19 protein-coding genes are annotated in these 24,850 nt (G+C 48.2%); 15 read left to right on the forward strand and 4 right to left on the reverse strand.

The window, feature by feature from the left end:
* The first annotated feature begins 57 nt into the window (after nt 1-57).
* From pdxJ to HMPREF2696_RS10980, 9 genes are all read left to right on the forward strand, one after another.
* On the forward strand, nt 58-786 hold the full coding sequence (gene pdxJ, locus HMPREF2696_RS10940; protein WP_070588492.1) for a pyridoxine 5'-phosphate synthase: 729 nt from the start codon (nt 58-60) through the stop codon (nt 784-786).
* A gap of 80 nt (nt 787-866) precedes the next feature.
* On the forward strand, nt 867-1,244 hold the full coding sequence (acpS, locus tag HMPREF2696_RS10945; RefSeq protein ID WP_070588493.1) for a holo-ACP synthase: 378 nt from the start codon (nt 867-869) through the stop codon (nt 1,242-1,244).
* A 153-nt stretch (nt 1,245-1,397) separates the two neighbouring features.
* Complete coding sequence (locus HMPREF2696_RS10950; protein ID WP_249967846.1) at nt 1,398-2,201, forward strand: NUDIX domain-containing protein; 804 nt, start codon at nt 1,398-1,400, stop codon at nt 2,199-2,201.
* A 1-nt stretch (nt 2,202) separates the two neighbouring features.
* Nucleotides 2,203-2,625 (forward strand): hypothetical protein, encoded by a 423-nt coding sequence (locus HMPREF2696_RS10955; protein ID WP_070588496.1) that lies wholly within the window; start codon nt 2,203-2,205, stop codon nt 2,623-2,625.
* 763 nt (nt 2,626-3,388) lie between these two features.
* Nucleotides 3,389-4,264, forward strand: coding sequence for a methylisocitrate lyase (prpB, locus tag HMPREF2696_RS10960; RefSeq protein ID WP_070588498.1), 876 nt, complete (start codon nt 3,389-3,391; stop codon nt 4,262-4,264).
* Between the two features lie 84 nt (nt 4,265-4,348).
* Complete coding sequence (prpC, locus tag HMPREF2696_RS10965) at nt 4,349-5,503, forward strand: bifunctional 2-methylcitrate synthase/citrate synthase (protein ID WP_070588500.1); 1,155 nt, start codon at nt 4,349-4,351, stop codon at nt 5,501-5,503.
* 402 nt (nt 5,504-5,905) lie between these two features.
* Complete coding sequence (acnD, locus tag HMPREF2696_RS10970; RefSeq protein WP_070588502.1) at nt 5,906-8,512, forward strand: Fe/S-dependent 2-methylisocitrate dehydratase AcnD; 2,607 nt, start codon at nt 5,906-5,908, stop codon at nt 8,510-8,512.
* A 118-nt stretch (nt 8,513-8,630) separates the two neighbouring features.
* On the forward strand, nt 8,631-9,800 hold the full coding sequence (gene prpF / locus HMPREF2696_RS10975) for a 2-methylaconitate cis-trans isomerase PrpF (protein WP_070588504.1): 1,170 nt from the start codon (nt 8,631-8,633) through the stop codon (nt 9,798-9,800).
* 212 nt (nt 9,801-10,012) lie between these two features.
* Complete coding sequence (locus HMPREF2696_RS10980; RefSeq protein WP_070588506.1) at nt 10,013-11,224, forward strand: acetate kinase; 1,212 nt, start codon at nt 10,013-10,015, stop codon at nt 11,222-11,224.
* Between the two features lie 74 nt (nt 11,225-11,298).
* Here HMPREF2696_RS10980 and purM read toward each other — a convergent pair whose 3' ends face one another.
* Nucleotides 11,299-12,333, reverse strand: a complete 1,035-nt coding sequence (gene purM, locus HMPREF2696_RS10985) for a phosphoribosylformylglycinamidine cyclo-ligase (RefSeq protein ID WP_070588507.1) — start codon at nt 12,331-12,333, stop codon at nt 11,299-11,301.
* 203 nt (nt 12,334-12,536) lie between these two features.
* Between purM and HMPREF2696_RS10990 the strand changes: the two genes are divergently transcribed.
* Together HMPREF2696_RS10990 and HMPREF2696_RS10995 are read left to right on the forward strand one after the other, a co-directional pair.
* Nucleotides 12,537-13,607, forward strand: coding sequence for an AI-2E family transporter (locus HMPREF2696_RS10990; protein ID WP_070588509.1), 1,071 nt, complete (start codon nt 12,537-12,539; stop codon nt 13,605-13,607).
* Between the two features lie 66 nt (nt 13,608-13,673).
* Nucleotides 13,674-14,390 (forward strand): S-methyl-5'-thioinosine phosphorylase, encoded by a 717-nt coding sequence (locus HMPREF2696_RS10995; RefSeq protein ID WP_049343856.1) that lies wholly within the window; start codon nt 13,674-13,676, stop codon nt 14,388-14,390.
* 46 nt (nt 14,391-14,436) lie between these two features.
* On the opposite strand, the gene HMPREF2696_RS11000 is transcribed toward HMPREF2696_RS10995, so the two are convergent.
* The 3 genes from HMPREF2696_RS11000 to HMPREF2696_RS11010 all read right to left on the reverse strand — a co-directional run bounded on the left by HMPREF2696_RS11000 (nt 14,437) and on the right by HMPREF2696_RS11010 (nt 16,813).
* On the reverse strand, nt 14,437-14,931 hold the full coding sequence (locus HMPREF2696_RS11000; protein ID WP_049328665.1) for a hypothetical protein: 495 nt from the start codon (nt 14,929-14,931) through the stop codon (nt 14,437-14,439).
* Between the two features lie 147 nt (nt 14,932-15,078).
* Nucleotides 15,079-15,513, reverse strand: a complete 435-nt coding sequence (locus HMPREF2696_RS11005; RefSeq protein WP_004520379.1) for a hypothetical protein — start codon at nt 15,511-15,513, stop codon at nt 15,079-15,081.
* The gene (locus HMPREF2696_RS11010) at nt 15,506-16,813 is read right to left on the reverse strand and encodes a homoserine dehydrogenase (protein ID WP_004520380.1); all 1,308 of its coding nucleotides are present in this window, start codon (nt 16,811-16,813) and stop codon (nt 15,506-15,508) included. The genes HMPREF2696_RS11005 and HMPREF2696_RS11010 overlap by 8 nt, the downstream gene beginning before the upstream one ends.
* Nucleotides 16,814-17,019: 206 nt before the next feature.
* Here HMPREF2696_RS11010 and HMPREF2696_RS11015 point away from each other — a divergent pair, with 206 nt between their 5' ends.
* The 4 genes from HMPREF2696_RS11015 to HMPREF2696_RS11030 all read left to right on the forward strand — a co-directional run bounded on the left by HMPREF2696_RS11015 (nt 17,020) and on the right by HMPREF2696_RS11030 (nt 24,199).
* Nucleotides 17,020-17,394: an Mth938-like domain-containing protein gene (locus HMPREF2696_RS11015; RefSeq protein WP_004520381.1), complete on the forward strand. Its 375-nt coding sequence runs from the start codon at nt 17,020-17,022 to the stop codon at nt 17,392-17,394.
* A gap of 665 nt (nt 17,395-18,059) precedes the next feature.
* Nucleotides 18,060-21,329, forward strand: coding sequence for a TonB-dependent receptor domain-containing protein (locus HMPREF2696_RS11020; RefSeq protein WP_070588511.1), 3,270 nt, complete (start codon nt 18,060-18,062; stop codon nt 21,327-21,329).
* Between the two features lie 200 nt (nt 21,330-21,529).
* Nucleotides 21,530-22,414 (forward strand): Slam-dependent surface lipoprotein, encoded by an 885-nt coding sequence (locus tag HMPREF2696_RS11025; RefSeq protein WP_070588512.1) that lies wholly within the window; start codon nt 21,530-21,532, stop codon nt 22,412-22,414.
* Nucleotides 22,415-22,732: 318 nt separating this feature from the next.
* On the forward strand, nt 22,733-24,199 hold the full coding sequence (locus HMPREF2696_RS11030; RefSeq protein WP_070588514.1) for a surface lipoprotein assembly modifier: 1,467 nt from the start codon (nt 22,733-22,735) through the stop codon (nt 24,197-24,199).
* Nucleotides 24,200-24,850 lie beyond the last annotated feature (651 nt).

Consider the following 24,850-nt stretch of genomic DNA (forward strand, 5'->3'; position numbering starts at 1 on the left):
CGGCCTTTGATATGAGAAGGTTCAGGCCGTCTGAAACCTTAAAGAAAGGACATTATTATGTTGTTAGGCGTAAACATCGACCATATTGCCACCGTCCGCAATGCGCGCGGTACGATTTATCCCAGCCCTGTCGAAGCAGCGCTGATTGCGGAAACCCACGGTGCAGATTTGATTACCATGCACTTGCGTGAAGACCGCCGCCATATTAAAGATGCGGACGTGTTCGCCGTTAAAAACGCCATCCGCACGCGCCTGAATTTGGAAATGGCGCTGACGGAAGAAATGCTGGAAAACGCGCTCAACGTCATGCCGGAAGATGTGTGCATCGTGCCTGAAAAACGTCAAGAAGTAACCACCGAAGGCGGTTTGGACGTATTGGCGCAACAGGATAAAGTAGCCGAGTTCACCAAAATCTTGACCGACGCAGGCATCCGCGTGTCCTTGTTTATCGATGCCGACAACGCGCAAATCCAAGCCGCTTATGATGTCGGCGCGCCCGTTATCGAGTTGCACACCGGTGCGTATGCCGATGCGCACAGCCACGCCGAGCGAATGAAACAATTCGAGCGCATTCAAAACGGTGCGCATTACGCCAGCGATTTGGGCTTGATCGTCAACGCCGGACACGGCCTGACCATTCACAACGTAACGCCGATTGCTCAAATTCTCGCCATCCGCGAGTTGAACATCGGTCATTCGCTGATTTCCCAAGCACTCTTCCTTGGCCTGCCTGAAGCGGTCCGCCAAATGAAGGAAGTCATGTTCAGAGCAAGAATGCTGCCTTAACGGCATCAGTCATACCGGCTAAGGCAATTGGCTTTGGCCGGTATCCACACTTTCAGACGGCTTAAATAAGGAGCAGACCCATGATTTACGGAATCGGTACAGACATTGTTTCCCTCAAACGCATTATCCGTTTGAACAAAAAATTCGGACTGGCATTTGCACAACGCATTCTCAGCCCGGAAGAGCTGTTGGAGTTTCCACAGGCAGGCAAACCGGTCAACTATCTTGCCAAACGCTTTGCCGCTAAAGAGGCTTTTGCCAAAGCCGTCGGTACGGGCATACGCGGCGTGGTGTCTTTCCGCAATATCGGTGTCGGGCATGACGCATTGGGCAAGCCTGAATTGTTTTTTGCACCGGTTTTGAGCAAATGGCTGGAAGAGCAGGGCATCCGAAGCTGCCATCTCAGTATGAGCGATGAAGAGGATACCGTTATGGCTTTTGTCATTGCGGAAAAATAAGGCCGGATTTAAGTATTCTGAAATAGAGCATCCTTTTCAGACGGCCTGAAGGATTAGATATTTGTTAAAAGTCGGGCGTATAGGCCCGACATCGTTTTTTTACGCATAAATCGGCAGGTGTCACTGCCTGCCGCATATAAGAATAATCTCATGATGACTGAAGATACACGTCCATTGGTGCAAGTGGTTGCCGGAATTTTGCTCGACAAAAACGGCCGCTACCTGCTCAGTTCCCGCCCTGAGGGTAAACCGTATGCCGGTTATTGGGAATTTGCCGGCGGCAAGGTGGAAGCCGGTGAAAGCGATTTTCAAGCCTTGCAACGCGAGTTTGAAGAAGAACTCGGCATCCGTATTCTTGCCGCTACTCCGTGGTTGACCAAAATCCATTCCTACGAACACGCACATGTACGCCTACATTTTTTATGGGTAGAGGCCGACCAATGGACAGGCGAAATCCAATCGAGGGAAGGGCAGAAATGGGCATGGCAAAAAGCAGGGGATTTTACCGTTGCGCCGATGTTGCCTGCCAATAGCGCATTATTACGCTCCCTATCCATTCCGCGCCAGCTTCAAGGCCGCCTGAAAAGCGGCTTGAGCGGCCAAAACAGCATGGGCGAATATCATGTTGTGCCGTATATGTTGGCTCAGCATCAAACCGCATCTGCCGTATTGTTGGATTTTGCCGATTGGCAACAAGGTAAGCCGATAGAAGCGCCCAGCGTGTGGCCAATCATTGAAAATGTCAAACAATGGCAGCAGGTGCAAAATGCGGATGCCGTTGTTTGGAAAGTGGTTGACGAAGCGGCCGCTGGGCAAGTTGCGGATATTTTGGCGCAAGGCGTGGCTATGCCGCTGATTGTGGCAGCTTCTGAAAGTATGATTTCCATTTATCGTGAACAGTGGCAGAGCATGGGTACGCATGCCGTTTTGACCGATAATGACATTGAGGCCGTCTGAAATGAGTAAAAATCAAAAACTACTGATTGCCGCTGTTTTACTGATTGTGTTTGCGGCGGCCAAACTGCTGCTCTTGGATTGGTGGCAGCGGCAACAGATAAAAGCGAATGTAGTCGAATGTAGTCTAACACAAGGCTGCGTTCTGCCTGACGGTTCAAAAGTGCGTGCGACCTCCATTAATACACACGAACCTTTCGATATTATGGTGGAGAATGTGCCGAAGAATACGGGCGCGGTCAGTATCAGTTTCAGTATGAAAAACATGGATATGGGCTTCAACCGCTACACCCTGACGCAACAATCGCCGCAAAGTTGGCAGGCTGCGCAAATCCGCTTGCCGTTTTGCGTCGAAGGCCGCCATGATTACACTGCCGACATTACCATTGGCAAACAGACTTTTCAGACGGCATTTAGTGCAGAGTAGTCATCATGCAAAGGCCGTCTGAAAATTTAAAGGCTAAAATTTTAAAATTTTTCAGAAGGTATATTTAAAAGTTCCTTATAAATGAATCAATTATAAATTATTTTTGGATAGATTGTTTACAATTATTTTGACTATAAGCCAAAAGCACAAAACGGACAGAAGCTAAGCCACGCAAGGATTTGATGTGGTACAGCCTGTCCGTTTTTTACATTTGTTGCAAAAAAATCGTTTATTAATAACTGAAATTTTTATAATTTTTTTGAAAAAAGTGTTTGACAAGACCGATTTTATTTTTTAAATTTGTTTCCATAAATAAAAACTACATCGCACTACAAAGGAACATCATCATGAATCTGTATCAAACCACTCTCTCTTGTTATAGATTTTCTCCCATCTCTGCCGCTCCCGTCGCCGCCAGCTTATTGGCAGTCCCGACGGTCTGAAGGCTCTCAACCCGAATCCAGTTTCCGCATTCCCACAAGCACTTCGGGTTTTAAAACTTCTTTCCCCTGTTGCATTCATATACTGATTAATAATATTTAAAAAACAAATACCTCCGCTTCAGCCTTATTGTATTTATTAGTTTTGATAACTATTTGTATTTATTGATTTTAAATTTTCAGATAGTTGATGATTGAAATTTTGCAGACCGTCTGAAAACAGTTTTTAGAACGATTGTTTCTTTTTAAACGGTTCATTTCAAGTTGTGAAAAACTGGACCGTCCGATTAATACTGAAAAAAAGTCTATAAAGGAGAAATATGATGAGTCAACACTCTGCCGGAGCACGTTTCCGCCAAGCCGTGAAAGAATCGAATCCTCTTGCCGTAGTCGGTTGCGTCAATGCTTACTTTGCACGATTGGCCACCCAAAGCGGTTTCAAAGCGATTTACCTGTCCGGCGGCGGCGTGGCAGCCTGCTCTTGCGGTATCCCTGATTTGGGCATCACCACAATGGAAGATGTGCTGATTGACGCGCGACGCATTACAGATAACGTGGATACCCCTCTGCTGGTGGACATCGATGTGGGTTGGGGCGGTGCATTCAATATCGCCCGTACCATTCGCAACTTTGAACGCGCTGGTGTTGCAGCGGTTCACATCGAAGATCAGGTAGCGCAAAAACGCTGCGGCCACCGTCCGAACAAAGCCATTGTTTCTAAAAATGAAATGGCTGACCGTATCAAAGCTGCCGTAGATGCCCGCGTTGATGAGAACTTTGTGATTATGGCGCGAACCGATGCGCTGGCGGTAGAAGGTTTGGATGCCGCTATCGAACGCGCTCAGGCTTGTGTCGAAGCCGGTGCAGACATGATTTTCCCTGAGGCCATGACCGATTTGAAAATGTACCGCCAATTTGCAGATGCAGTGAAAGTACCTGTATTGGCCAACATTACCGAGTTTGGTTCCACTCCGCTTTATACCCAAAGCGAGCTGGCTGAAAATGGCGTGTCACTGGTGCTGTATCCGCTGTCATCGTTCCGCGCAGCAAGCAAAGCCGCTTTGAATGTTTATGAAGCGATTATGCGCGATGGCACTCAGGCCGCAGTGGTTGACAGTATGCAAACCCGTGCCGAGCTGTACGAGCATCTGAACTATCATGCCTTTGAGCAAAAACTGGATAAATTGTTTCAAAAATAAGTAACCGCTTTCAGACGGCCTTTCAACAAATCCGCATCGGCCGTCTGAAAAATAAAACCCACAAAAATACAAAGGAGAAATACCATGACTGAAACTACTCAAACCCCGACTTTCAAACCTAAAAAATCCGTTGCGCTTTCTGGCGTTGCGGCCGGTAATACCGAATTGTGTACCGTTGGCCGTACCGGCAACGATTTGAGCTATCGCGGTTACGACATCTTGGATTTGGCACAAAAATGCGAGTTTGAAGAAGTCGCCCACCTGCTGATTCACGGTCATCTGCCCAACAAATTCGAGCTGGCCGCTTATAAAACCAAGCTCAAATCCATGCGCGGCCTGCCTATCCGTGTGATTAAAGTTTTGGAAAGCCTGCCTGCACATACCCATCCGATGGATGTGATGCGTACCGGCGTATCCATGCTGGGCTGCGTTCATCCTGAACGTGAAAGCCATCCGGAAAGTGAAGCGCGCGACATCGCCGACAAACTGATCGCCAGCCTCGGCAGCCTCCTGCTGTACTGGTATCAATATTCACACAACGGCAAACGCATTGAAGTTGAAAGCGACGAAGAGACCATTGGCGGTCATTTCCTGCACTTGTTGCACGGCAAACGCCCAAGCGAATCACACATCAAAGCCATGCACGTTTCACTGATTCTGTATGCCGAACACGAGTTCAACGCTTCTACCTTCACTGCCCGCGTGATTGCCGGTACAGGTTCTGATATGTACTCCTGCATTACCGGTGCAATCGGCGCGTTGAAAGGTCCGAAACACGGCGGTGCGAACGAGGTGGCTTACGATATTCAAAAACGCTACCGCAATGCCGACGAAGCCGAAGCCGACATCCGCGAACGCATCGGCCGCAAAGAAATCGTGATCGGTTTCGGTCATCCGGTGTACACCATTTCCGACCCTCGCAACGTTGTCATTAAAGAAGTGGCACGCGGTTTGAGCAAAGAAACCGGCGATATGCGCCTCTTTGACATTGCTGAACGCTTGGAGAGTGTGATGTGGGAAGAGAAAAAAATGTTCCCGAATCTGGACTGGTTCTCTGCCGTTTCCTACCAAAAATTGGGCGTACCGACCGCTATGTTCACACCGCTGTTCGTAATTTCCCGTACAACCGGTTGGAGCGCACACGTTCTCGAGCAACGCAAAGACGGCAAAATCATCCGTCCGAGCGCAAACTACACAGGCCCTGAAGATTTGGCATTCGTGGAGATTGAAAACCGCTAATACGCGTAACAGCAGGGTGGGCCGCCAGCCCGCCCCATCTCGAAATGCCGTTTGAAAACAATGAATAAATTAAGTTTTCGTTTTTCGACGGCCTAGTGCAGTATGCGAGAGAGAGAGCCGGCCGTTTGAAAAACATGCTGCTCTGCTGTCGTCATTCCCATACAGGCAGAAATTCAAAAGTTGAAATGTTCTACTGTAAAGAGTGCTGAAAGATTTAAGTTTGGATTTCCGTCTATACGGGAATGATGGTAGCGGAGCAGCAATTTTTTTTCATACCGCGAATAGATTTCAGACAACAAGCAATAAAACAGAGTTTATGGTTTCAGACGGCCTTAAGGTCCGAATCAACAGGCCGTCTGAAACCCCAAAACCAAAAAAAAGAATAGATTTAGGAGAACCGACATGACTGCCAACCAACGTTACCGCAAAGCTTTGCCCGGTACGGATTTGGAATATTACGACGCGCGTCAGGCGTGTGAAGACATCAAACCAGGCTCTTACGACAAGCTGCCTTATACAAGCCGTATCTTGGCTGAGAACTTGGTCAACCGCGCAGACAAAGTCGACCTGCCTACGCTGCAAAGCTGGCTGGGTCAGCTGATTGAGGGAAAACAGGAAATCGACTTTCCTTGGTATCCGGCACGCGTGGTGTGTCACGATATTCTGGGTCAGACAGCGTTGGTGGATTTGGCAGGCCTGCGCGATGCGATTGCCGAAAAAGGCGGCGATCCTTCCAAAGTGAATCCTGTGGTGCAAACCCAGCTCATCGTCGACCACTCTTTGGCCGTTGAATGCGGCGGTTACGATCCCGATGCTTTCCGCAAAAACCGCGAAATCGAAGACAGACGTAACGAAGACCGTTTCCACTTCATCAACTGGACAAAAACCGCCTTTGAAAATGTGGACGTGATTCCGGCGGGCAACGGCATTATGCACCAAATCAACTTGGAAAAAATGTCGCCGGTTGTCCAAGTCAAAAACGGTGTGGCATTCCCTGATACCTGCGTCGGTACTGACTCACATACGCCGCACGTCGATTCATTGGGCGTGATTTCCGTAGGCGTGGGCGGTTTGGAAGCCGAAACCGTAATGTTGGGTCGTGCCTCCATGATGCGTCTGCCTGATATCGTCGGCGTTGAGCTGACCGGCAAACGCCAGCCGGGCATTACTGCCACCGATATCGTGTTGGCACTGACTGAATTCTTACGTAAAGAGCGCGTGGTTGGCGCATTTGTCGAATTCTTCGGCGAGGGCGCAAGAAGCCTGTCTATCGGCGACCGTGCCACCATTTCCAACATGACCCCTGAGTTCGGTGCGACTGCCGCGATGTTCGCTATTGATGAGCAAACCATTGATTATTTGAAACTGACTGGTCGCGACGACGCGCAAGTGAAATTGGTGGAAATCTACGCCAAAACCGCCGGCTTGTGGGCAGATGCCTTGAAAACCGCCGTTTATCCTCGCGTATTGAAATTTGATTTGAGCAGCGTAACGCGCAACATGGCAGGCCCAAGTAACCCGCATGCCCGTTTTGCGACCGCCGATTTGGCCAGCAAAGGCTTGGCTAAACCTTACGAAGAGCCTTCAGACGGCCAAATGCCTGACGGTGCAGTGGTTATTGCCGCAATTACTTCATGTACCAATACTTCCAATCCGCGCAACGTTGTCGCCGCCGCGCTGTTGGCACGCAATGCCAACCGTCTTGGCTTGAAACGCAAACCTTGGGTGAAATCTTCGTTTGCCCCGGGTTCAAAAGTAGCCGAAATCTATTTGAAAGAAGCAGGCTTGCTGCCTGAAATGGAAAAACTCGGCTTCGGTATCGTTGCCTTCGCATGTACCACCTGTAACGGCATGAGCGGCGCGCTGGATCCGAAAATCCAGAAAGAAATCATCGACCGCGATTTGTACGCCACCGCCGTATTGTCAGGCAACCGCAACTTCGACGGCCGTATCCATCCGTATGCGAAACAGGCTTTCCTCGCTTCGCCTCCGTTGGTCGTTGCCTACGCGCTGGCAGGCAGCATCCGTTTTGATATTGAAAACGACGTACTCGGCGTTGCAGACGGCAAAGAAATCCGCTTGAAAGATATTTGGCCTACCGACGAAGAAATCGATGCCATCGTTGCCGAATATGTGAAACCGCAACAATTCCGCGATGTTTATATCCCGATGTTCGATACCGGCACAGCACAAAAAGCACCAAGCCCGCTGTACGACTGGCGTCCAATGTCTACCTACATCCGCCGCCCACCTTACTGGGAGGGCGCACTGGCAGGGGAACGCACATTGAGCGGTATGCGTCCGCTGGCGATTTTGCCCGACAACATCACCACCGACCACCTCTCGCCGTCCAATGCGATTTTGGCCAGCAGTGCCGCAGGCGAATATTTGGCGAAAATGGGTTTGCCTGAAGAAGACTTCAACTCTTACGCAACCCACCGCGGCGACCACTTGACCGCCCAACGCGCAACCTTCGCCAATCCAAAACTGTTTAACGAAATGGTGAGAAACGAAGATGGCAGCGTACGCCAAGGTTCGCTGGCACGTGTTGAACCAGAAGGCCAAACCATGCGCATGTGGGAAGCCATCGAAACCTATATGAACCGCAAACAGCCGCTCATCATCATTGCCGGTGCGGACTACGGTCAAGGCTCAAGCCGCGACTGGGCTGCAAAAGGCGTACGCCTCGCCGGTGTGGAAGCGATTGTTGCCGAAGGTTTCGAGCGTATCCACCGCACCAACTTGATCGGTATGGGCGTGTTGCCGCTGCAATTCAAACCGGGTACCAACCGCCACACCCTGCAACTGGACGGTACGGAAACCTACGATGTTGTCGGCGAACGCACACCGCGCTGCGACCTGACCCTCGTGATTCACCGTAAAAACGGCGAAACCGTTGAAGTTCCGGTTACTTGCCGCCTCGATACCGCAGAAGAAGTGTTGGTATATGAAGCCGGTGGCGTGTTGCAACGTTTCGCACAAGACTTTTTAGAAGGAAATGCAGCGTAAGGTAAATCGGGTATCGTCAAAATGCCCGGGCTACGCTAAAAAAGGTTTTCAGACGGCCTCGAATGTTTGAGGGGCCGTCTGAAAAAACCATACTAAAAAATACAAAGGAGAACTCGAAATGCCGCAAATTAAAATTCCAGCCGTTTACTACCGCGGCGGTACATCCAAAGGCATTTTCTTCAAACGTACCGATCTGCCGGCTGCTGCGCAGGAAGCAGGCGAGGCACGCGACAAAATCCTCTTGCGCGTACTCGGCAGTCCCGACCCTTACGGCAAACAGATTGACGGTTTGGGCAATGCCAGTTCGTCCACCAGCAAAGCTGTGATTTTGGACAAATCCGAACGCGCCGATCACGATGTCGATTATTTGTTCGGACAAGTTTCCATCGACAAACCTTTTGTCGATTGGAGCGGCAACTGCGGTAATCTGACCGCCGCCGTGGGCGCATTTGCCATCGAGCAAGGCTTGGTCGATAAATCCAAAATCCCTTCAGACGGCCTGTGTACCGTCAAAATCTGGCAGAAAAACATCGGCAAAACCATTATTGCCCATGTGCCGATGCAAAACGGCGTAGTTTTGGAAACGGGCGATTTTGAGCTTGACGGCGTAACATTCCCAGCCGCTGAAGTACAAATCGAATTTTTAGATCCGGCCGATGGCGAAGGCAGTATGTTCCCAACCGGCAATTTGGTCGATGAAATTGATGTGCCGAATATAGGCCGTCTGAAAGCCACGCTTATCAATGCCGGTATTCCAACCATTTTCCTGAATGCCGCAGATTTGGGCTACACAGGCAAAGAGTTGCAAGACGACATCAACAACGATGCCGCGGCTCTGGAAAAATTTGAAACCATCCGCGCGTATGGCGCGCTGAAAATGGGCTTGATCAGCGACGTATCCGAAGCCGCCACCCGCGCCCATACTCCGAAAGTCGCTTTTGTTGCTCCCGCGGCCGATTACACTGCTTCAAGCGGCAAAACCGTCCAAGCTGCCGACATCGACTTATTGGTACGCGCGCTGAGCATGGGAAAATTGCACCACGCCATGATGGGGACCGCTTCAGTTGCCATCGCTACCGCAGCCGCCGTGCCCGGAACGCTGGTCAACCTTGCAGCCGGAGGCGGAGCGCGTAAAGAAGTCCGCTTCGGTCATCCGTCAGGCACACTGCGTGTAGGTGCCGCCGCTGAATGTCAGGATGGGCAATGGACGGCTACCAAAGCAGTTATGAGCCGTAGCGCACGCGTGATTATGGAAGGACAAGTCCGAGTGCCGGAAGATTGCTTTTAAGTTTTCAGACGGCCGCAGTATTAAACAAGGCCGTCTGAAAACCAAATAAGCAGATTTTAATCAGGTAGCGATACCTGCAATGGAAATTAGGATTGGGCATGAAGCCTGACTAAACACCAAACCAAAGGCAATCTGGAAAGCTTTCAAATGTTTTTGCTCTTTTTAGACGGCCTGAAGCCAAAAAAACAATCAAAATTCAAAGGAGAAACACCATGTCCAACCAACTCATTCTTGTTCTGAACTGCGGCAGCTCTTCACTCAAAGGTGCCGTTATCGACCGTAAAAACGGTAAAGTTCTCTTAAGCTGTCTCGGCGAACGTTTGGGTACGCCCGAAGCAATCATTACATTCAGCAAAGACGGCAAAAAATGCCAAACTGCTTTGACCAGCCGTAACGACCACGCCGGTGCAGTAGGCATGTTGCTGAAAGAACTGGAAAAACACGGCCTGCACGATCAAATTAAAGCCATCGGCCATCGCATCGCACACGGCGGCGAAAAATACAGCGAATCTGTTTTGATCGACCAAGCAGTCATGGATGAACTTGATGCCTGCATTCCGCTCGCTCCGCTGCACAACCCTGCCAATATCAACGGCATTTTGGCTGCGCAAGAGCATTTCCCGGGTCTGCCCAATGTCGGCGTGATGGATACTTCGTTCCACCAAACCATGCCGGAGCGTGCCTACACTTATGCCGTTCCGCGCGAATTGCGTAAAAAATACGCTTTCCGCCGCTACGGTTTCCACGGTACCAGTATGCGTTACGTTGCCCCTGAAGCCGCACGCATCTTGGGCAAACCGTTGGAAGACATCCGCATGATTATTGCCCACTTAGGCAACGGCGCATCCATTACCGCCATCAAAAACGGCAAATCCGTTGACACCAGTATGGGCTTCACGCCGATCGAAGGTTTGGTAATGGGTACGCGCTGCGGTGACATCGACCCGGGCGTATACAGCTATCTGACTTCACATGCCGGTTTGGATGTTGCCCAAGTTGATGAAATGCTGAACAAAAAATCAGGTTTGCTCGGTATTTCCGAACTCTCCAACGACTGCCGTTCTTTGGAAATCGCTGCGGATGAAGGCCATGAAGGCGCACGTTTGGCTCTGGAAGTAATGACTTACCGCCTTGCCAAATACATTGCTTCTATGGCTGTGGCTTGTGGCGGCGTTGACGCACTCGTGTTTACCGGCGGTATCGGCGAAAACTCGCGTAACATCCGTGCCAAAACCGTTTCCTATCTTGATTTCTTGGGTCTGCACATCGACACCAAAGCCAACATGGACAAACGCTACGGCAACTCCGGTATCATCAGCCCGACAGGTTCTATGCCGGCTGTTTTGGTGGTGCCAACCAATGAAGAGCTGATGATTGCACACGATACGGCGCAGTTGGCCGGCTTTTTGGAAGAAGTAGGCTAGGGCGAAGATTTTCCTAGGCCATAAACAATAAAAAGTGCGGACTCATCATCCGCACTTTTTTAATTACAACTCAATCAAGCCACTTGGGTTTGATGTTCGTCGCCGTTGCGCTCACGAACTGCGCCCAAACGGTAAACGGTTTCGCCTTGTTCGCTCAAGAATGCTTGTACTGCATCGGCATCTTCTTTAGCAATGATAACGACCATGCCGATACCGCAGTTGAAGGTACGGTACATTTCTTGGGTTTCCACATTGCCTGCTTTTTGCAGCCATTGGAACAATTTAGGCAATTTCCACGCTTTGGCATCGATTTGTGCAACGGTATTTTCAGGCAAAACGCGAGGTACGTTTTCGGTAATGCCGCCGCCGGTAATATGGGCCATGCCTTTAATGGTGAATTTTTCCAAAGCGGCAAGGATAGGTTTCACATACAGGCGGGTAGGGGCGATAATGGCTTCGCGCAAAGTTTTACCGTTGTCGAATTCCGCGTCCAAATCAGGATTGTCGCGCTCGATGATTTTGCGTACCAAAGAGTAGCCGTTGGAGTGTGCACCGTTGGAAGCCAAGCCCAAAACAACGTCTCCGGCCTGAATGCTGCGGCCGTTAATAACGCGTTCTTTTTCAACCACGCCGACGGCAAAACCTGCCAAGTCGTATTCGCCTTCGGGATACATGCCCGGCATTTCGGCAGTTTCACCGCCAATCAAAGCGCAACCGGATTCTTCGCAGCCTTGGGCAATGCCTTTAATCACATCAGTCGCGCGGGCAACGTCCAGCTTGCCGCAAGCAAAATAGTCCAAGAAGAACAAAGGTTCTGCGCCTTGAACCAAAATGTCGTTGACGCTCATGGCAACCAAATCGATGCCGACGGTATCGTGTTTGTCCCAGTCGAATGCCAGTTTCAGCTTGGTGCCGACGCCGTCCGTACCGGAAACCAATACCGGATTTTTGTATTTTTTGCCGATTTCGACCAAAGCGCCGAAACCGCCCAAATCACCCAACACTTCAGGGCGCATAGTACGCTTGGCAAAAGGTTTGATGTTTTCGACCAGTTGATCGCCTGCGTCGATATCCACGCCTGCGTCACGATAGCTCAAAGAAGTGCTCATTGGATTTCCTTATTCGGGTATGGGTAGATTGTCGGAGCGTATTTTATCTTAAATTAGAGGATTCAGGCTGAATTTTTTGGCATTATTGTCAACAATTTTTATTTTATCTTAATAGCCGTCACGCGTTCAGACGGCCTTTGTGAATCTGTTATACTGCTTATTGATTTTGAAAACCTTAAACATCAATTGGGAAATACCTTTTTATGTATCAAAAGAAAACGCGCGGCGCAAAACCGTGGATTATTATGGCTTGCGTTATCGCGGCCTTTATTTGGCTTTTATATGCCTTGGGCGATGTTTTGACGCCGTTTATCGTAGCTGCCGTTTTGGCCTATGTTTTGAATCCCTTGGTCGAATGGCTGCAACTGAAGCGTATCCGTCGCGTGCCGGCCTCTATGATTATTATGGCACTGGCTTTGCTGATATTGCTGTCGTTGGTGCTGATTATCGTGCCTATGTTGTTGAACCAGTTTAACAATCTGGCCGAACGCCTGCCACAAATCGTAGGCTTTGTTCAAAACAAATTGCTGCCGTGGCTCAATAGCGTCAGCGGGGATTATATTCAAATCGATCAAGAATCAATTATTGCATGGTTGCAGTCGCATACGGATGAGTTGAGCAATACGCTCAAAGAATGGATTCCTACCTTGATGCGTCAAAGTGGTAACGTCATCAGCGGCGTCAGCAATTTGGTGTTGTTACCTTTGCTGCTGTATTACTTCTTGTTGGATTGGAAACGCTGGTCTTCCGGAATCAGCAAATTGGTTCCGCGCCGTTTTATCGAAACTTACACGCGTATCAGCGGCAATATGGATGAAGTTTTGGGCGAGTTTCTGCGTGGCCAGCTGATGGTGATGATGATTATGGGCTTGGTCTATGGCTTGGGCTTGATGCTGGTCGGTTTGGATTCCGGCTTTGCCATCGGTATGATTGCCGGTATTTTGGTATTTATTCCGTATTTGGGTGCATTTACCGGCCTTTTGCTGGCGACAGTTGCCGCGCTTTTGCAATATGGCTCATGGCAGGGTTTGTTGATGGTCTGGGCTGTATTCGGTGTCGGACAATTCTTGGAAAGCTTTTTCATTACGCCTAAAATCGTCGGCGACCGCATCGGTTTGTCTCCGTTCTGGGTGATTTTCTCGTTGATGGCTTTCGGACAACTGATGGGTTTTGTCGGTATGCTTGCCGGTCTGCCGCTTGCCGCCGTAACATTGGTTTTATTGCGTGAAGGTGCATCTGCCTATTTCGGCAGCCATTTCTATAAACATAAATAAATCGATGATATTAAGGCCGTCTGAAATCCAAGTTTCAGACGGCCATTGATAACAAAGGAAGTCTATATGTTAGCCATTATCGGCGGCAGCGGTTTGACCAAACTGCCGGAACTCGAAATTACTGAACGAAAAATCGTACGCACTCCATACGGCTTAACCAGCAGTCCTATTTTGTTCGGCAGGTTGGGGCGCTTGGACATTGTTTTTCTCGCCCGACACGGCTTCAGCCATACCATCGCGCCGCATGAAATCAACTATCGCGCCAATATCTGGGCATTGCACTCTTTAGGCGTTGAAAACATTATTGCCATTTCTTCAGTCGTCGGTATCAACCCTGATTTTGAAAACGGCAGTCTGGTGTTGCCGGACGATTTGATTGACTATACCTATGGCCGTAAAGATACTTTTTTTGAAGGCCAAGAATGCCCTGTCGTCCATACCGATTTTTTCAACCCTTATTGCAATGAATTGCGACAAAAGTTATTAAATATCACGAAAGCGCACAATGTGCCGATTTACGACACAGCAGTATATGGCTGCCTGCAAGGCCCGCGCCGTCCAACTCGCGCAGAAATTGCCCGTTATCGCAATGATGGTGTAGATGTACTTGGTATGACCGGTATGCCCGAAGCTGTTTTGGCCAGAGAGTTGAAAATGGCCTATGCCCACTTTTGCAGCGTCAGCAGCATTGATTGCTTTGATAGCGGAGTAGGGACTGTAGGCTGTAATGAACAGACTTCTATGGCGATGACGAAAATCCGACAATTATTGAATGGTTTGTAATTGATCATGCCGTCTGAAATGATGTTTTCAGACGGCATTGTTTTAGTTAAGAAGCCGTTTCACGCGCCCAATGAGGCAGGGAAGCTTTTTGTTTGCGGAACGAGGCAAGTTGCATGCCCCGACATTTTTCAAAAATCAATTCGACCCCGCTTTGCAGCTGTAAAATCAAATTGGTATGCGTTTCCGTTTTAATAAAGTCAATATTGCGTTGTACCAAGCGCTGAATGACGGCATAAACATCAAGGCAGCCATTTGCAAAAAACCACGGATTCAATTTTACCCAACGGCCGCCGCTTAGTGCAGCATCAGGCTGAAAATCAGCGCGAATCTGTGTCAAACGATTGTCGGAGAAATGCAGTTCGATATCGCCATAAAGCCAAATATTCCAGCCTTTTTGTACCAACAAGCCTTTAGGGACGCAATCAGGCGCAGGAAACATCTGCAAAATAGACTCTGCCGATTGTCCGATTTCCAGATAGTCAAACCGGCCGGTATACAAAAAATCATAAATATCAACGGCAATAGGAAAGTGGTAACGCATGGCAACAACCATAGAAAAGCAATTAACCAAGCTATCTTAAACTTAAAATATAATGAAATCAATTCTTATTACTATTTATTCAATATAAGAAAGGCCGTCTGTTGTCCAGACGGCCTTATAGCTTTGGCTTAAACCGATAATTTTGGTTTACTCAGCCTTTAAATCAGCCACGCATTGCTTATCGCGTGCCTCAAAAGCTTCCGCGCCACCCAAGAGTTTGAGTTGCTCCTCAGGGCTGATTTTGCCGAAGTTTCGGATTTGCTCGTCAGAGAGTTTGCTTAAAGGCTGATCCCACATGCAGACACAATAGTCTTGAGCCAATTTCTCGTTTTGCGCATCCAAACCTTTTGCCTTCAAATCAGTTTGCCATTTTTCAGCAAAAGGAATGTTTTTCACACAAGATTCCACCACATTTTGCTTCATCTGCGGCTTGTTCATGGCGCATTGTGAGAGCAGGGCGGTCAGAGCCAGCAAAGACAAAATAATCCATGCCCAAATGCGGATGGTGCGGATTTTTGCCTTGGCTTTCTTTCTGGCCGCCAGTTGTTCTTCAGACGGCCTTTCCGTTTGTTGCTCAGTCATGCAGGCTTTCCATGCGGATCATGGTGATCGGAGCATCCACGCAGCTCAACGCCTCAATCGCTGCGATAGCGCGTTTGACATTGTGTTCCACCGTGGTGTGGGTCAGAATCACGATTTCAGCAGTGCTTTGATTAATCACGCCTTTTTGAATCAAAGCTTCGATAGAAACATTTTCTTTGGCCAAGAGTGCGGCAATTTGACCCAAAGTTCCTGGTTCGTCAGTTGCTTGAACGCGCAGATAGTAGCTGCTGGTGATTTCATCCATAGGCAGAATATTTTGCACTTGAACTTGTGAAGGTTGGAATGCCAAGTGAGGGACACGATGGTCAGTCTCAGCTTCAATCAGGCGGGCAATATCAATGATATCGGCAACCACGGCAGAAGCCGTTGGCAATGCACCGGCGCCTGCACCATAATACAAGGTTTCACCAACCATATCGGCATTGACGCGGACAGCATTCATCACGCCGTTAACGTTAGCCAGCAGACGGCTTTCAGGAATCAGAGTAGGGTGTACGCGCAACTCGATGCCTTTGTCGGTTTTACGGGTAATCCCCAACAATTTGATACGGTAGCCAAGTTGTTCAGCGTATTTGATATCGCGGCTGTCGAGTTTGCTGATGCCTTCCAAATAGCAGGCAGAAAAGTTCATCGGCGTACCAAATGCCAATGCGCTCATAATCGTAATTTTATGGCCGGCATCATGACCTTCGATATCAAAAGTGGGGTCAGCTTCTGCATAGCCCAAAGCCTGAGCTTCTTTCAATACGTCTGCAAACGCGCTGCCTTTTTCACGCATTTCAGTCAGAATGAAGTTGCTGGTACCATTAATAATACCGGCGATACTGCGGATTTGGTTCGCAGCCAAGCCTTCACGCAAAGCCTTGATAATTGGTATACCGCCGGCAACAGCAGCTTCAAACTGCACCATGACATTTTTTTCTTCCGCCAAAGGGAAAATTTCATTGCCGTATTCGGCCAGTAGTTTTTTATTGGCAGTAACAATGTGTTTGCCGTTTTCAATCGCTTTCAATACCGCATCTTTGGCAATACCGGTACCGCCAAACAATTCCACAACAACATCAACATCTTGATGTTGAACCAGCTCAAACGGATCTTTGATAAAAGCAGCATTCGGGCAAATTTGTTTGGCTTTTTCTTCGCTCAAATCACAAACAGCAGAAATACGGACTTCTCGTCCCAAGCGGCGGCTGATTTCCGCAGCGTTGTCCTGCAATACAGTAGCCGTACCGCCACCGACTGTACCCAAACCTAAAAGACCGATATTTACTGGCTTCATTGTGTCTCCTTTTGAGCCGATACTTTAAAATAATCACGAAAAACCAAGGCTTGTTATAATCGCTTGCAATCGTAAATTCAGAGCAAAGCATCAATGCACAAGGTCAAACGTTGAATCCTACCTGATATTGCTTGATCTTGCACCTTTTTTTGCAAGTTTCCCAAGGCCGTCTGAAAAATCGTTCTACCATAAAAACAGGAATTGCCATGAAAATCACAGAAAACCATATTGATGAAACCGCATCATTTTTTTCATCCTCACAAGGCATATTGCAAATCGGTGAACAAACATATTCAGAACCCATTTGCTGGCAAGATGGCAAAGTGAGCATCATTCCTCAAACAACCATCGGAGAATTAAACGAACAAATTTTTATATCAGCAATTGAAACAGCAGAAAACCGTCCAGAAGTCATTATTATAGGTACAGGAGAAAAACAAAAATTTCTGCATCCCAAAGTTGCTGCAGCCTTATCAGCCTACGGAATCGGCCTCGAATGCATGAATACAGCCTCAGCTTGCCGAACTTTAGTTTTGCTGCAAGGCGAAGGACGAAGCGCATGGGCTTGGTTGTGGCCATAATTTGCAGAAAAGACTATTGCATCATGCTAGCTTAGGTTCGCATAATTTATATTATGTTAAATTCATAATACTAGTATTTTAGCCTGCCAACTCCTGTTTCTCTTATTAAAGAAGAACTTCTACGTTCACAATGAGATTCCTGCCTCCAGATTTAAAAAAATCACATCTTGCAACTAGCGGAACACTTTTTCTAAGTATGTCTAGTACAAGGTACTTCTTCTCAAGGAATATGAAGGTACTTGGTATCGTACTAAGGCTCCCTGCTCCCTACTCGACTTCATTACTCGATAATTAAGGTGACAACTGGCGCAATTAGCCTGTTAGCTGCCTTTAAGAGGTTCAAACACATCGCCTTCAGATGGCTTTGCACACTTACTTTGTTCTGCCCCAAATAGACTGCCCGGGCATAGCGGAATTTACGGTGCAGTGTCAGAAATAACTCACATAATCGAAATAGCGGCTCAATAATCTCTACCGCTTCCCCTCCCTATTCTATTGATCAAATCTCAAAAAACATTTCCATATTATTAAAAACAAGTTAGAATTTCATAAAATTATAAATAATAATCAAACTTATTTGTATTATTTTAGTCAGAGTGTAATCGCATCTATTCGATCTGTCTCATTCAGACGGCCTTACCAATCAAGTTATATGGATTCATTCTATGCAACCGATCAAAGTCACCACCCTCCCCGCCTGCATCGCCGCCATTGGTTTCGTCCCTGCCGTTTATGCTGCAGATAATTCGACAGTTATTCTCGATACCATAACTGTCAAAGGAACTCGAAATAAGGATGAAATCGGTAAAAACCGCGTTTATACCCGCGAAATCGTCAATCTTTACAAGAGCAAAAACGAAGTCGAAACCTTCAAAGGCAACACCGTATCCGACCTTTTAAGCGGTATGTCCGGCGTGTACAGCGGCGACGCGCGCAACAGCGGCGCGCTGGATCCGAATATACGTGGTGTGCAAGGTCAAGGACGGATTCCCGTTACCATCGACGGCACGGAGCAGGCGATTACCGTCTGGCGCGGCTACGCGGGCGCAAACAACCGCAACTACGTCGACCCCAACATCATCAGTAGCGTTTCTATCGAAAAAGGCCCCTCGTTCAGCCGTGATATGAAAAGCGGCATAGGCGGCTCCGTCGCCCTGAAAACCATCGATGCCGACGATATTGTCCCCGAAGGGCAGAAATACGGCTTTGAAGTGAAGGCGGAGGCTTCCAACAATTCCATCAAAAGGCGTGAGAATGCTTATGAACATTCAGTCGATTATCGAACCTTGCCTGTTCCCGCAGTAGCGACGGGTGGTATTTGGCGTTCGTTTTTTGACGATACCGACCGAATCGACCAGCGTTTCAACGGACGCAATAAATTTGGGGAGGATAAAGCCTACCGCATTGCCGCCGCCACCAAGCAGGACAATTTCGATGCCATGCTTGCCTATGCCTACCGCAGTAAAGGCAATTATTTTTCCGGCAAAAAAGGCGCGGAACGCTACGGTTATATCGGTCCTTGGACACAAGAAACTTTAGACGAATTGAAACGTCGTAAAGAAGAAGCCGCTGCCAAGGGTGAGAAATTTTTCGGCAGTGAAAACATGCTGGGCGCACCCGATATTTCAAAAATCGGACTTTTTTATCATCCGGGCGGGGAAGTCAGCAATACCTCGCTCGAAACCAAATCATGGGTAGGTAAAACCACCTTCCGTCTGCCGAACCGCCAAACGCTCAAATTCGGCCTGCGCCATACCGATTCCACGTTCGGCGAAATTATGCCTTCGCGCATTATCGGCCCCATCAGTTGGGATGCGTCCGTCCTCAACAAAATTGCCGAATGGCCGCAGGCATGGGTAAAACAGCGTTCCTACAATATCGACTATTCGTGGAAGCCCGAGGGCAGCCGTTGGATAGATTTCGATGCCACGCTTTGGACAACGCGCACCAAATCCAAAACCAATACCGCAGGTGGCTCACCCGGCGATACCGTTTATGAGGACAACAAATTTCAAATAGCATGGGATGAGTACGACAGATGGCAAAAAGCTACGCCTGAAGAGCGTCAAGAATTGCTGAATGCAGGTTTTGAAGTCCCAAAACCGCCCAAACCCGAAACGCCCAATACAAACGGCAGGTTCAACACTATTGAAGGCAACGCCTATTACGCCCGTAACAACCGTACAGGCTTTCAATTCTCCAACCGTATGAAATTGAGCGACAAACTGTCGTTGACTTTGATGGGCGATTTTCAAAATGAAAAACTGACATCGCGCAATGATTTTTCAGACGAGCTGGAGCGGGGAGGATACGACAAATATCGGGAAGAACTCGAAAACAGCACCATCAGGGCAAATTATGAATTGAACCAATACGGTGTACCTCGCAACGGCAAGCGGCGTGAATACAATCTGGGCTTTAATTTTCGCTACGAACCCTTCCGCTGGCTGACTTTGACGGCAGGTGGGCGATATACCAATTTCCAACTTCAGGATAAAAGCAGACGTTTGGAAAGCGGCACGAATAAGACCGGCGATCCGTTAGAAATGAACAGGGGAATAAAATATTCGATCGGCAGGGTTGCCACGCCGCAAGAATACGCGGATTACAAGGCAATTGACGATGCTTTGGCGAATGGCAGTCTTGATTATGGAGTTTTATATGAAACAGAGGAATACGCAGAACAAAGAAAAAAACATGCACAAATTAGCCTGACTTCGTTTCAAGTCAATTCGCAATATATTCCGACTTTGACAGATGATCGCGAAAAATGGGTCAATCCTAATGAAAAGGTGGATTTCTATTGGTTGAAAGACGATAAAGGCCGTCTGAATATGCAGGATCATCCCCTTACCAATGGCAGCATTCCTGATTTGCACACCAAAGTCGCCAATCCTGTATATGACCCGTCTATTCCAGACAGTCCGCAATTTGTACCTAAATACTACGCAGCCAGTGCAAGTGTTTACACAACGCCAATGACCGAAGCCGAAAGACAGAGGGCAATGAAGCAGAAGGGCAGCGGTTGGGTACCTGCATTTTCTGCCACCATCAATTTTACTGATTACAGCCGCGCCTATTTGCGCTATACCGAAACCCTGCGCTACCCCAGCATTTTTGAAGGGACTTACGGCTTTTCTACCGCCGCCGGCTCATTCAACCGCATGGGCTATGGCTGGCGGCCCGAACACGCCAAAAACTGGGAAGTGGGCTATATTCATGATTTGACGGGGCTGTTACCGAAAATGAAAAAAGCGGATTTCCGCGTCAATTACTTCCATAACAAGACCGAAAACGTTATCGATAGGGACAGCAATCTCGAATTCGAACAATTCGACAGACAAATCCGCAGTGGTGTCGAGCTGTCCACCCGCTTCGATACCGGACGCGTCTTTGGCAGCCTGAACGTATTCCGCAGCCTGAAAAACAAAATGTGCGACGAAAATTTCACTTGGACATCCGCAACAGAGGGCATGGTTGATTCAAGCTATTTTGTGAAAAACGGTAAGACTATGAATCGTCCTGTCTGCAACCACGGCGGCTTGACCGATTCGGGCTATCTGGCAAGCGCGCTTCAACCACGCTGGTCGATTGATGCCGAATTGGGCAGCCGTTTCCTTGCCAACAAACTGGAAACAGGCGTGCGCCTCCATTACCACAGCCGCGTCTATGAAAACCGCAACGATGCTTGGCAGCCATTCTACGATGTGCGCAATAAATATCAGAATGACAATATGAAGCCCCAGCATAACGATATGCGCTGGCAGCCTGTTGCGGTATGGGATGCCTACCTGCGTTATAAAATCGGCAAGAACCTGACTGCCGAGCTTGTGGGCAGCAATCTGACCAACCGCTACTACCTCGACCCGATGAGCCGTTCTTACCTGCCTGCACCGGGCAGAACCATCAGGATAGGGATTACGGGCAAGTTCTAAAATAGTTTCTAAATACAATTATCAAAACTCTGATATTAGTGAAGTGTAAATTTTCAGAAATGATAATAATTCATGTTTCTATTTCCTAAAAATAGGAATATACTTACCTTACTTTTCCAAGAGGGCGGATTTGTAAGTTTGATTCAGATTCTTCTTGAGAAAGTTCGTTGATTTTGTAAAACTTTATTTTGGAGTGAATTATGAAACTCGTAAAAACCGTTGCGGTATTGAGTGTTGCGTTTGCCGCTTCTTCTGTGTTTGCACTGCCTAAAGGTTTTCAAGCCAACCCGACTGGTGCGACGACCAAATCGATTCAAGTCGAAGGGGTAAAGCATATTGGTGTTACTCTTGAAAACGAAGGTGAGCATAAAGGTAAAGCTTCCATTTTTGTTAGTGATAACAAGGCTGTCTCAGGAACTCCAGAGAAAGGTATTGCCAATAACAAGCCTGTCTCTTTTGCTAAAATCGATGCGACAGCGAACAAATATTTTGTTAAAACGTTTGCTCACGGTATTTTGGGTAAAGACAAAAACGGCGTTACTGTTGCCAATCTGTATCGGATGAACGGTGCATGGCATCTGATTCCCAAAATGCCCGACCATTCCCATTTGGGCCGTCTGTCTTATTCCAAAGTCGGTAATATGGATGTTTACTTCGGCGACTGGTCTGCCGTTCCTTCCGGTGCGGCTGTCGGTACAAAAGGTACGAATTACACTGCCTTCTATAGCGGCACGGGTCGAACCACCAATCTGCCGACTACGGGTACTGCCACTTATACGGTTAAGGGTATCAACCAATATCATACGCAAAATACAGCCCTCTTAAACGGTACGTTGAAAGCTGATTTCGGTAAGCGAACGCTGAACGGAGAAATGGAACGCGCAGGTTTGAATGTCGCCATCAACAATGCCACGATTAATACGGCTCAGGCTTCCTTCTCCGGTACAGCTACGGCAAACAAAGTGGCCGGTACGACCCACGGTCATTTCTTTGGCAATCAAGGCGCAGCGATTGCGGGCGTGGCTGATTTTGGTCGAAACCATGCCTATAACACTGCCTTTGGCGGTACGAAAATCGGCAAATAATGAATCATAATGCGATAAGGCGGACGGTTTTTGTCGTTTCCCATTCCGTCCGCCTATAAAACACAAATCATCCGACACACAATGCACATCGTACAGGGCCGTTCGGAAATATCGGGCTTCGCAATGCGTTTAAGCCGGTATTTTTCGAACGGCCCGTGAGTTTGAAGGCGTGCTGTTTCGATGGGCTTGAGAAGCTCATTTTCAGACGACCCGTCATTCAAATAAAAAAATGCTCTGCCCGGTAAAGATGAAATGTCAGTTTTTCTTTGAAAAGGTCGTCTGAAAAACAAAGCCGCCCGATACACAGGAAAGAATTTTATGAAACGCCTTTTGCTCCTTCCCTTTTTTATCAGCCTGCTGCCCCACGCGTTTGCCGACGACAGGGAAGACCGCTTCATGCAGCTCAAACAGGGAACGGAACTCCGCCGCGCTCAGCAGGAAAGGAACGAAGCGGACAATACGGCGATCGAATTCGGCGCGGGAGAAGTGCAGGACGGCGAAGATTTGGCGTTGTCGCTGATGAAGGCGGTCAACGCGCAAAACGAAGAGGAAACGGCTCGGCTGTTAGACATTTACCGCCGTCAGGATGATTACGACCCCGATATAGTGCTGTTTGCCGAGGCCAATCAGGCGGTGTACCGCGACGATTTGGAGGCCGCGCTGGCGAAATACCGCGAGCTTTACCGCAAAAATCCCGAATTTCTGCGCGGCCGCCTGGATTTGGCGCGGCTGCTGTTTATAGACAAACAAAACAAAGAATCGGCGGCATTGTTCGACGGCATCGATATTCCCGAAGTGCCCGCCGTCAATGAGAAAATCAAAGTGTTTGCCGACGCTTTGAAGAAACGCGATGCGTGGAGCGGCTCGGTTTCGTTCGGCGCGGGTTACGACACCAACTTAAACCAGTCGTCGGGCACGACGGTTGTCCGCAATCAGACAAGCTGCGGTTTCGATTCGAACGGGCAGCCGATTCTGGACGATGCCGGAATGCTGTCCTGCCGCAACGAACAGCTTGACGCCTACGCGCCCGATGCGTTGAAAAACCGGATGTGGGTATATGAAGCCAACTTAAGCAGACGCATTTCGCTCAACGGCCACCACGGCCTGCAACTGGGCGGCTACGCATGGGGCCGGCTCTATCCCGGCAACAAAGAATACGGCGAACACAATATCAACGTCAGCCCCGCTTACAGTTTTCAGAGCAAAGACCATTCCTTCAGTATCGGCCCGCAGGTGCAATACGAATGGTCGGGCGGGAAACTGCGCGACAGCAGCGCCGGCATCAGCACGGCATACAGCCGCACCTTTTCCGACCAAGCCTCGCTGGGCGTGCAGCTCGACCACAAATACGACCGCTACCGCGGTGAATTAAAACATTTCAACGGCCCGCAGACGCTTCTGTTCACCACCGCCATCTACGCCCTGCCGAAAGACTGGCTGGTATTCGGCGGCTACGACTACCTGCGCAAAAACAGCCGCGAAAAAGTGGATTCCTACCGCCGGCACGGCCTGCGCGCGGGCGTCAATAAACGTTTCGAATCCGGCATCGACGCCACCTTTCAGGCAATCTGGCGCAAAACAGCCTATCAGGATTACCATGCCTGGCTGGAAACCCGCCGCCGTGATTTCGAACGCACCTACCAGTTGGACATCAAATTCGATCGCCCTTTCCTCCGCGGCTTCGTACCCATCCTCACCGTAAAACACACTGACAACAAAAGCTCGTCCTGGCTAAATCGCTATAAACGGAATGAATTTCTAATTAAAATAGAGCATAGGTTTTGAAATTAAAGGTCAGCCAGATGATCTCTTGTAAGATTATTATCTTATATTCATAATGTGATTAACTCGCAAATTTCTTACAGTTTAACTTATCAACTTGCTAAAAAAATTTGCAAATAGGCCGTCTGAACTTAATGTTTCAGACGGCCTTTGCAGTATAAATTAGCTATCCCCTACACTTTCTTGTTTCACAAGAGTTTGATGGTACTTGGTATTCTTATATCTCTCCTACTCCACTACACAATAAATTAGGAAGTAGAGGTAAGGTAAAATTAAATAGCCAAGTTTCTCTTAAAACCTATTGATTTTATACTAAAAATTGGAGTACTATGAGCACACTCTCTAGAGTATCACTAATTCTCATTTGACATATAGGAACAATAAGCGGAATTTGTAGAAGAATAGGAAAAAAGAAAATAATTTATATTATGTTAAATTAATAATGTTAGTATTTTAAGCCTGTTAACTCCTGTTTCTCCTAGTCGTACAATAACTTTTACAAAAAGCTTACCTGAAATTTTTCAGATAACCTTTTTACGCTTTTCTTTTCATATATAAATAAAGTAAGATTCAGTCAATAGATATTATTCTTCTCACTATCCAATCTCTGGAGTAAAGCACCCCATGGCCGTCAATAAAATCGCCCGTAAAAGC

Origin of the sequence: Neisseria sp. HMSC058F07 (genome assembly GCF_001810035.1) — a bacterium.
GTDB classification, from domain to species: Bacteria; Pseudomonadota; Gammaproteobacteria; order Burkholderiales; family Neisseriaceae; genus Neisseria; species Neisseria perflava.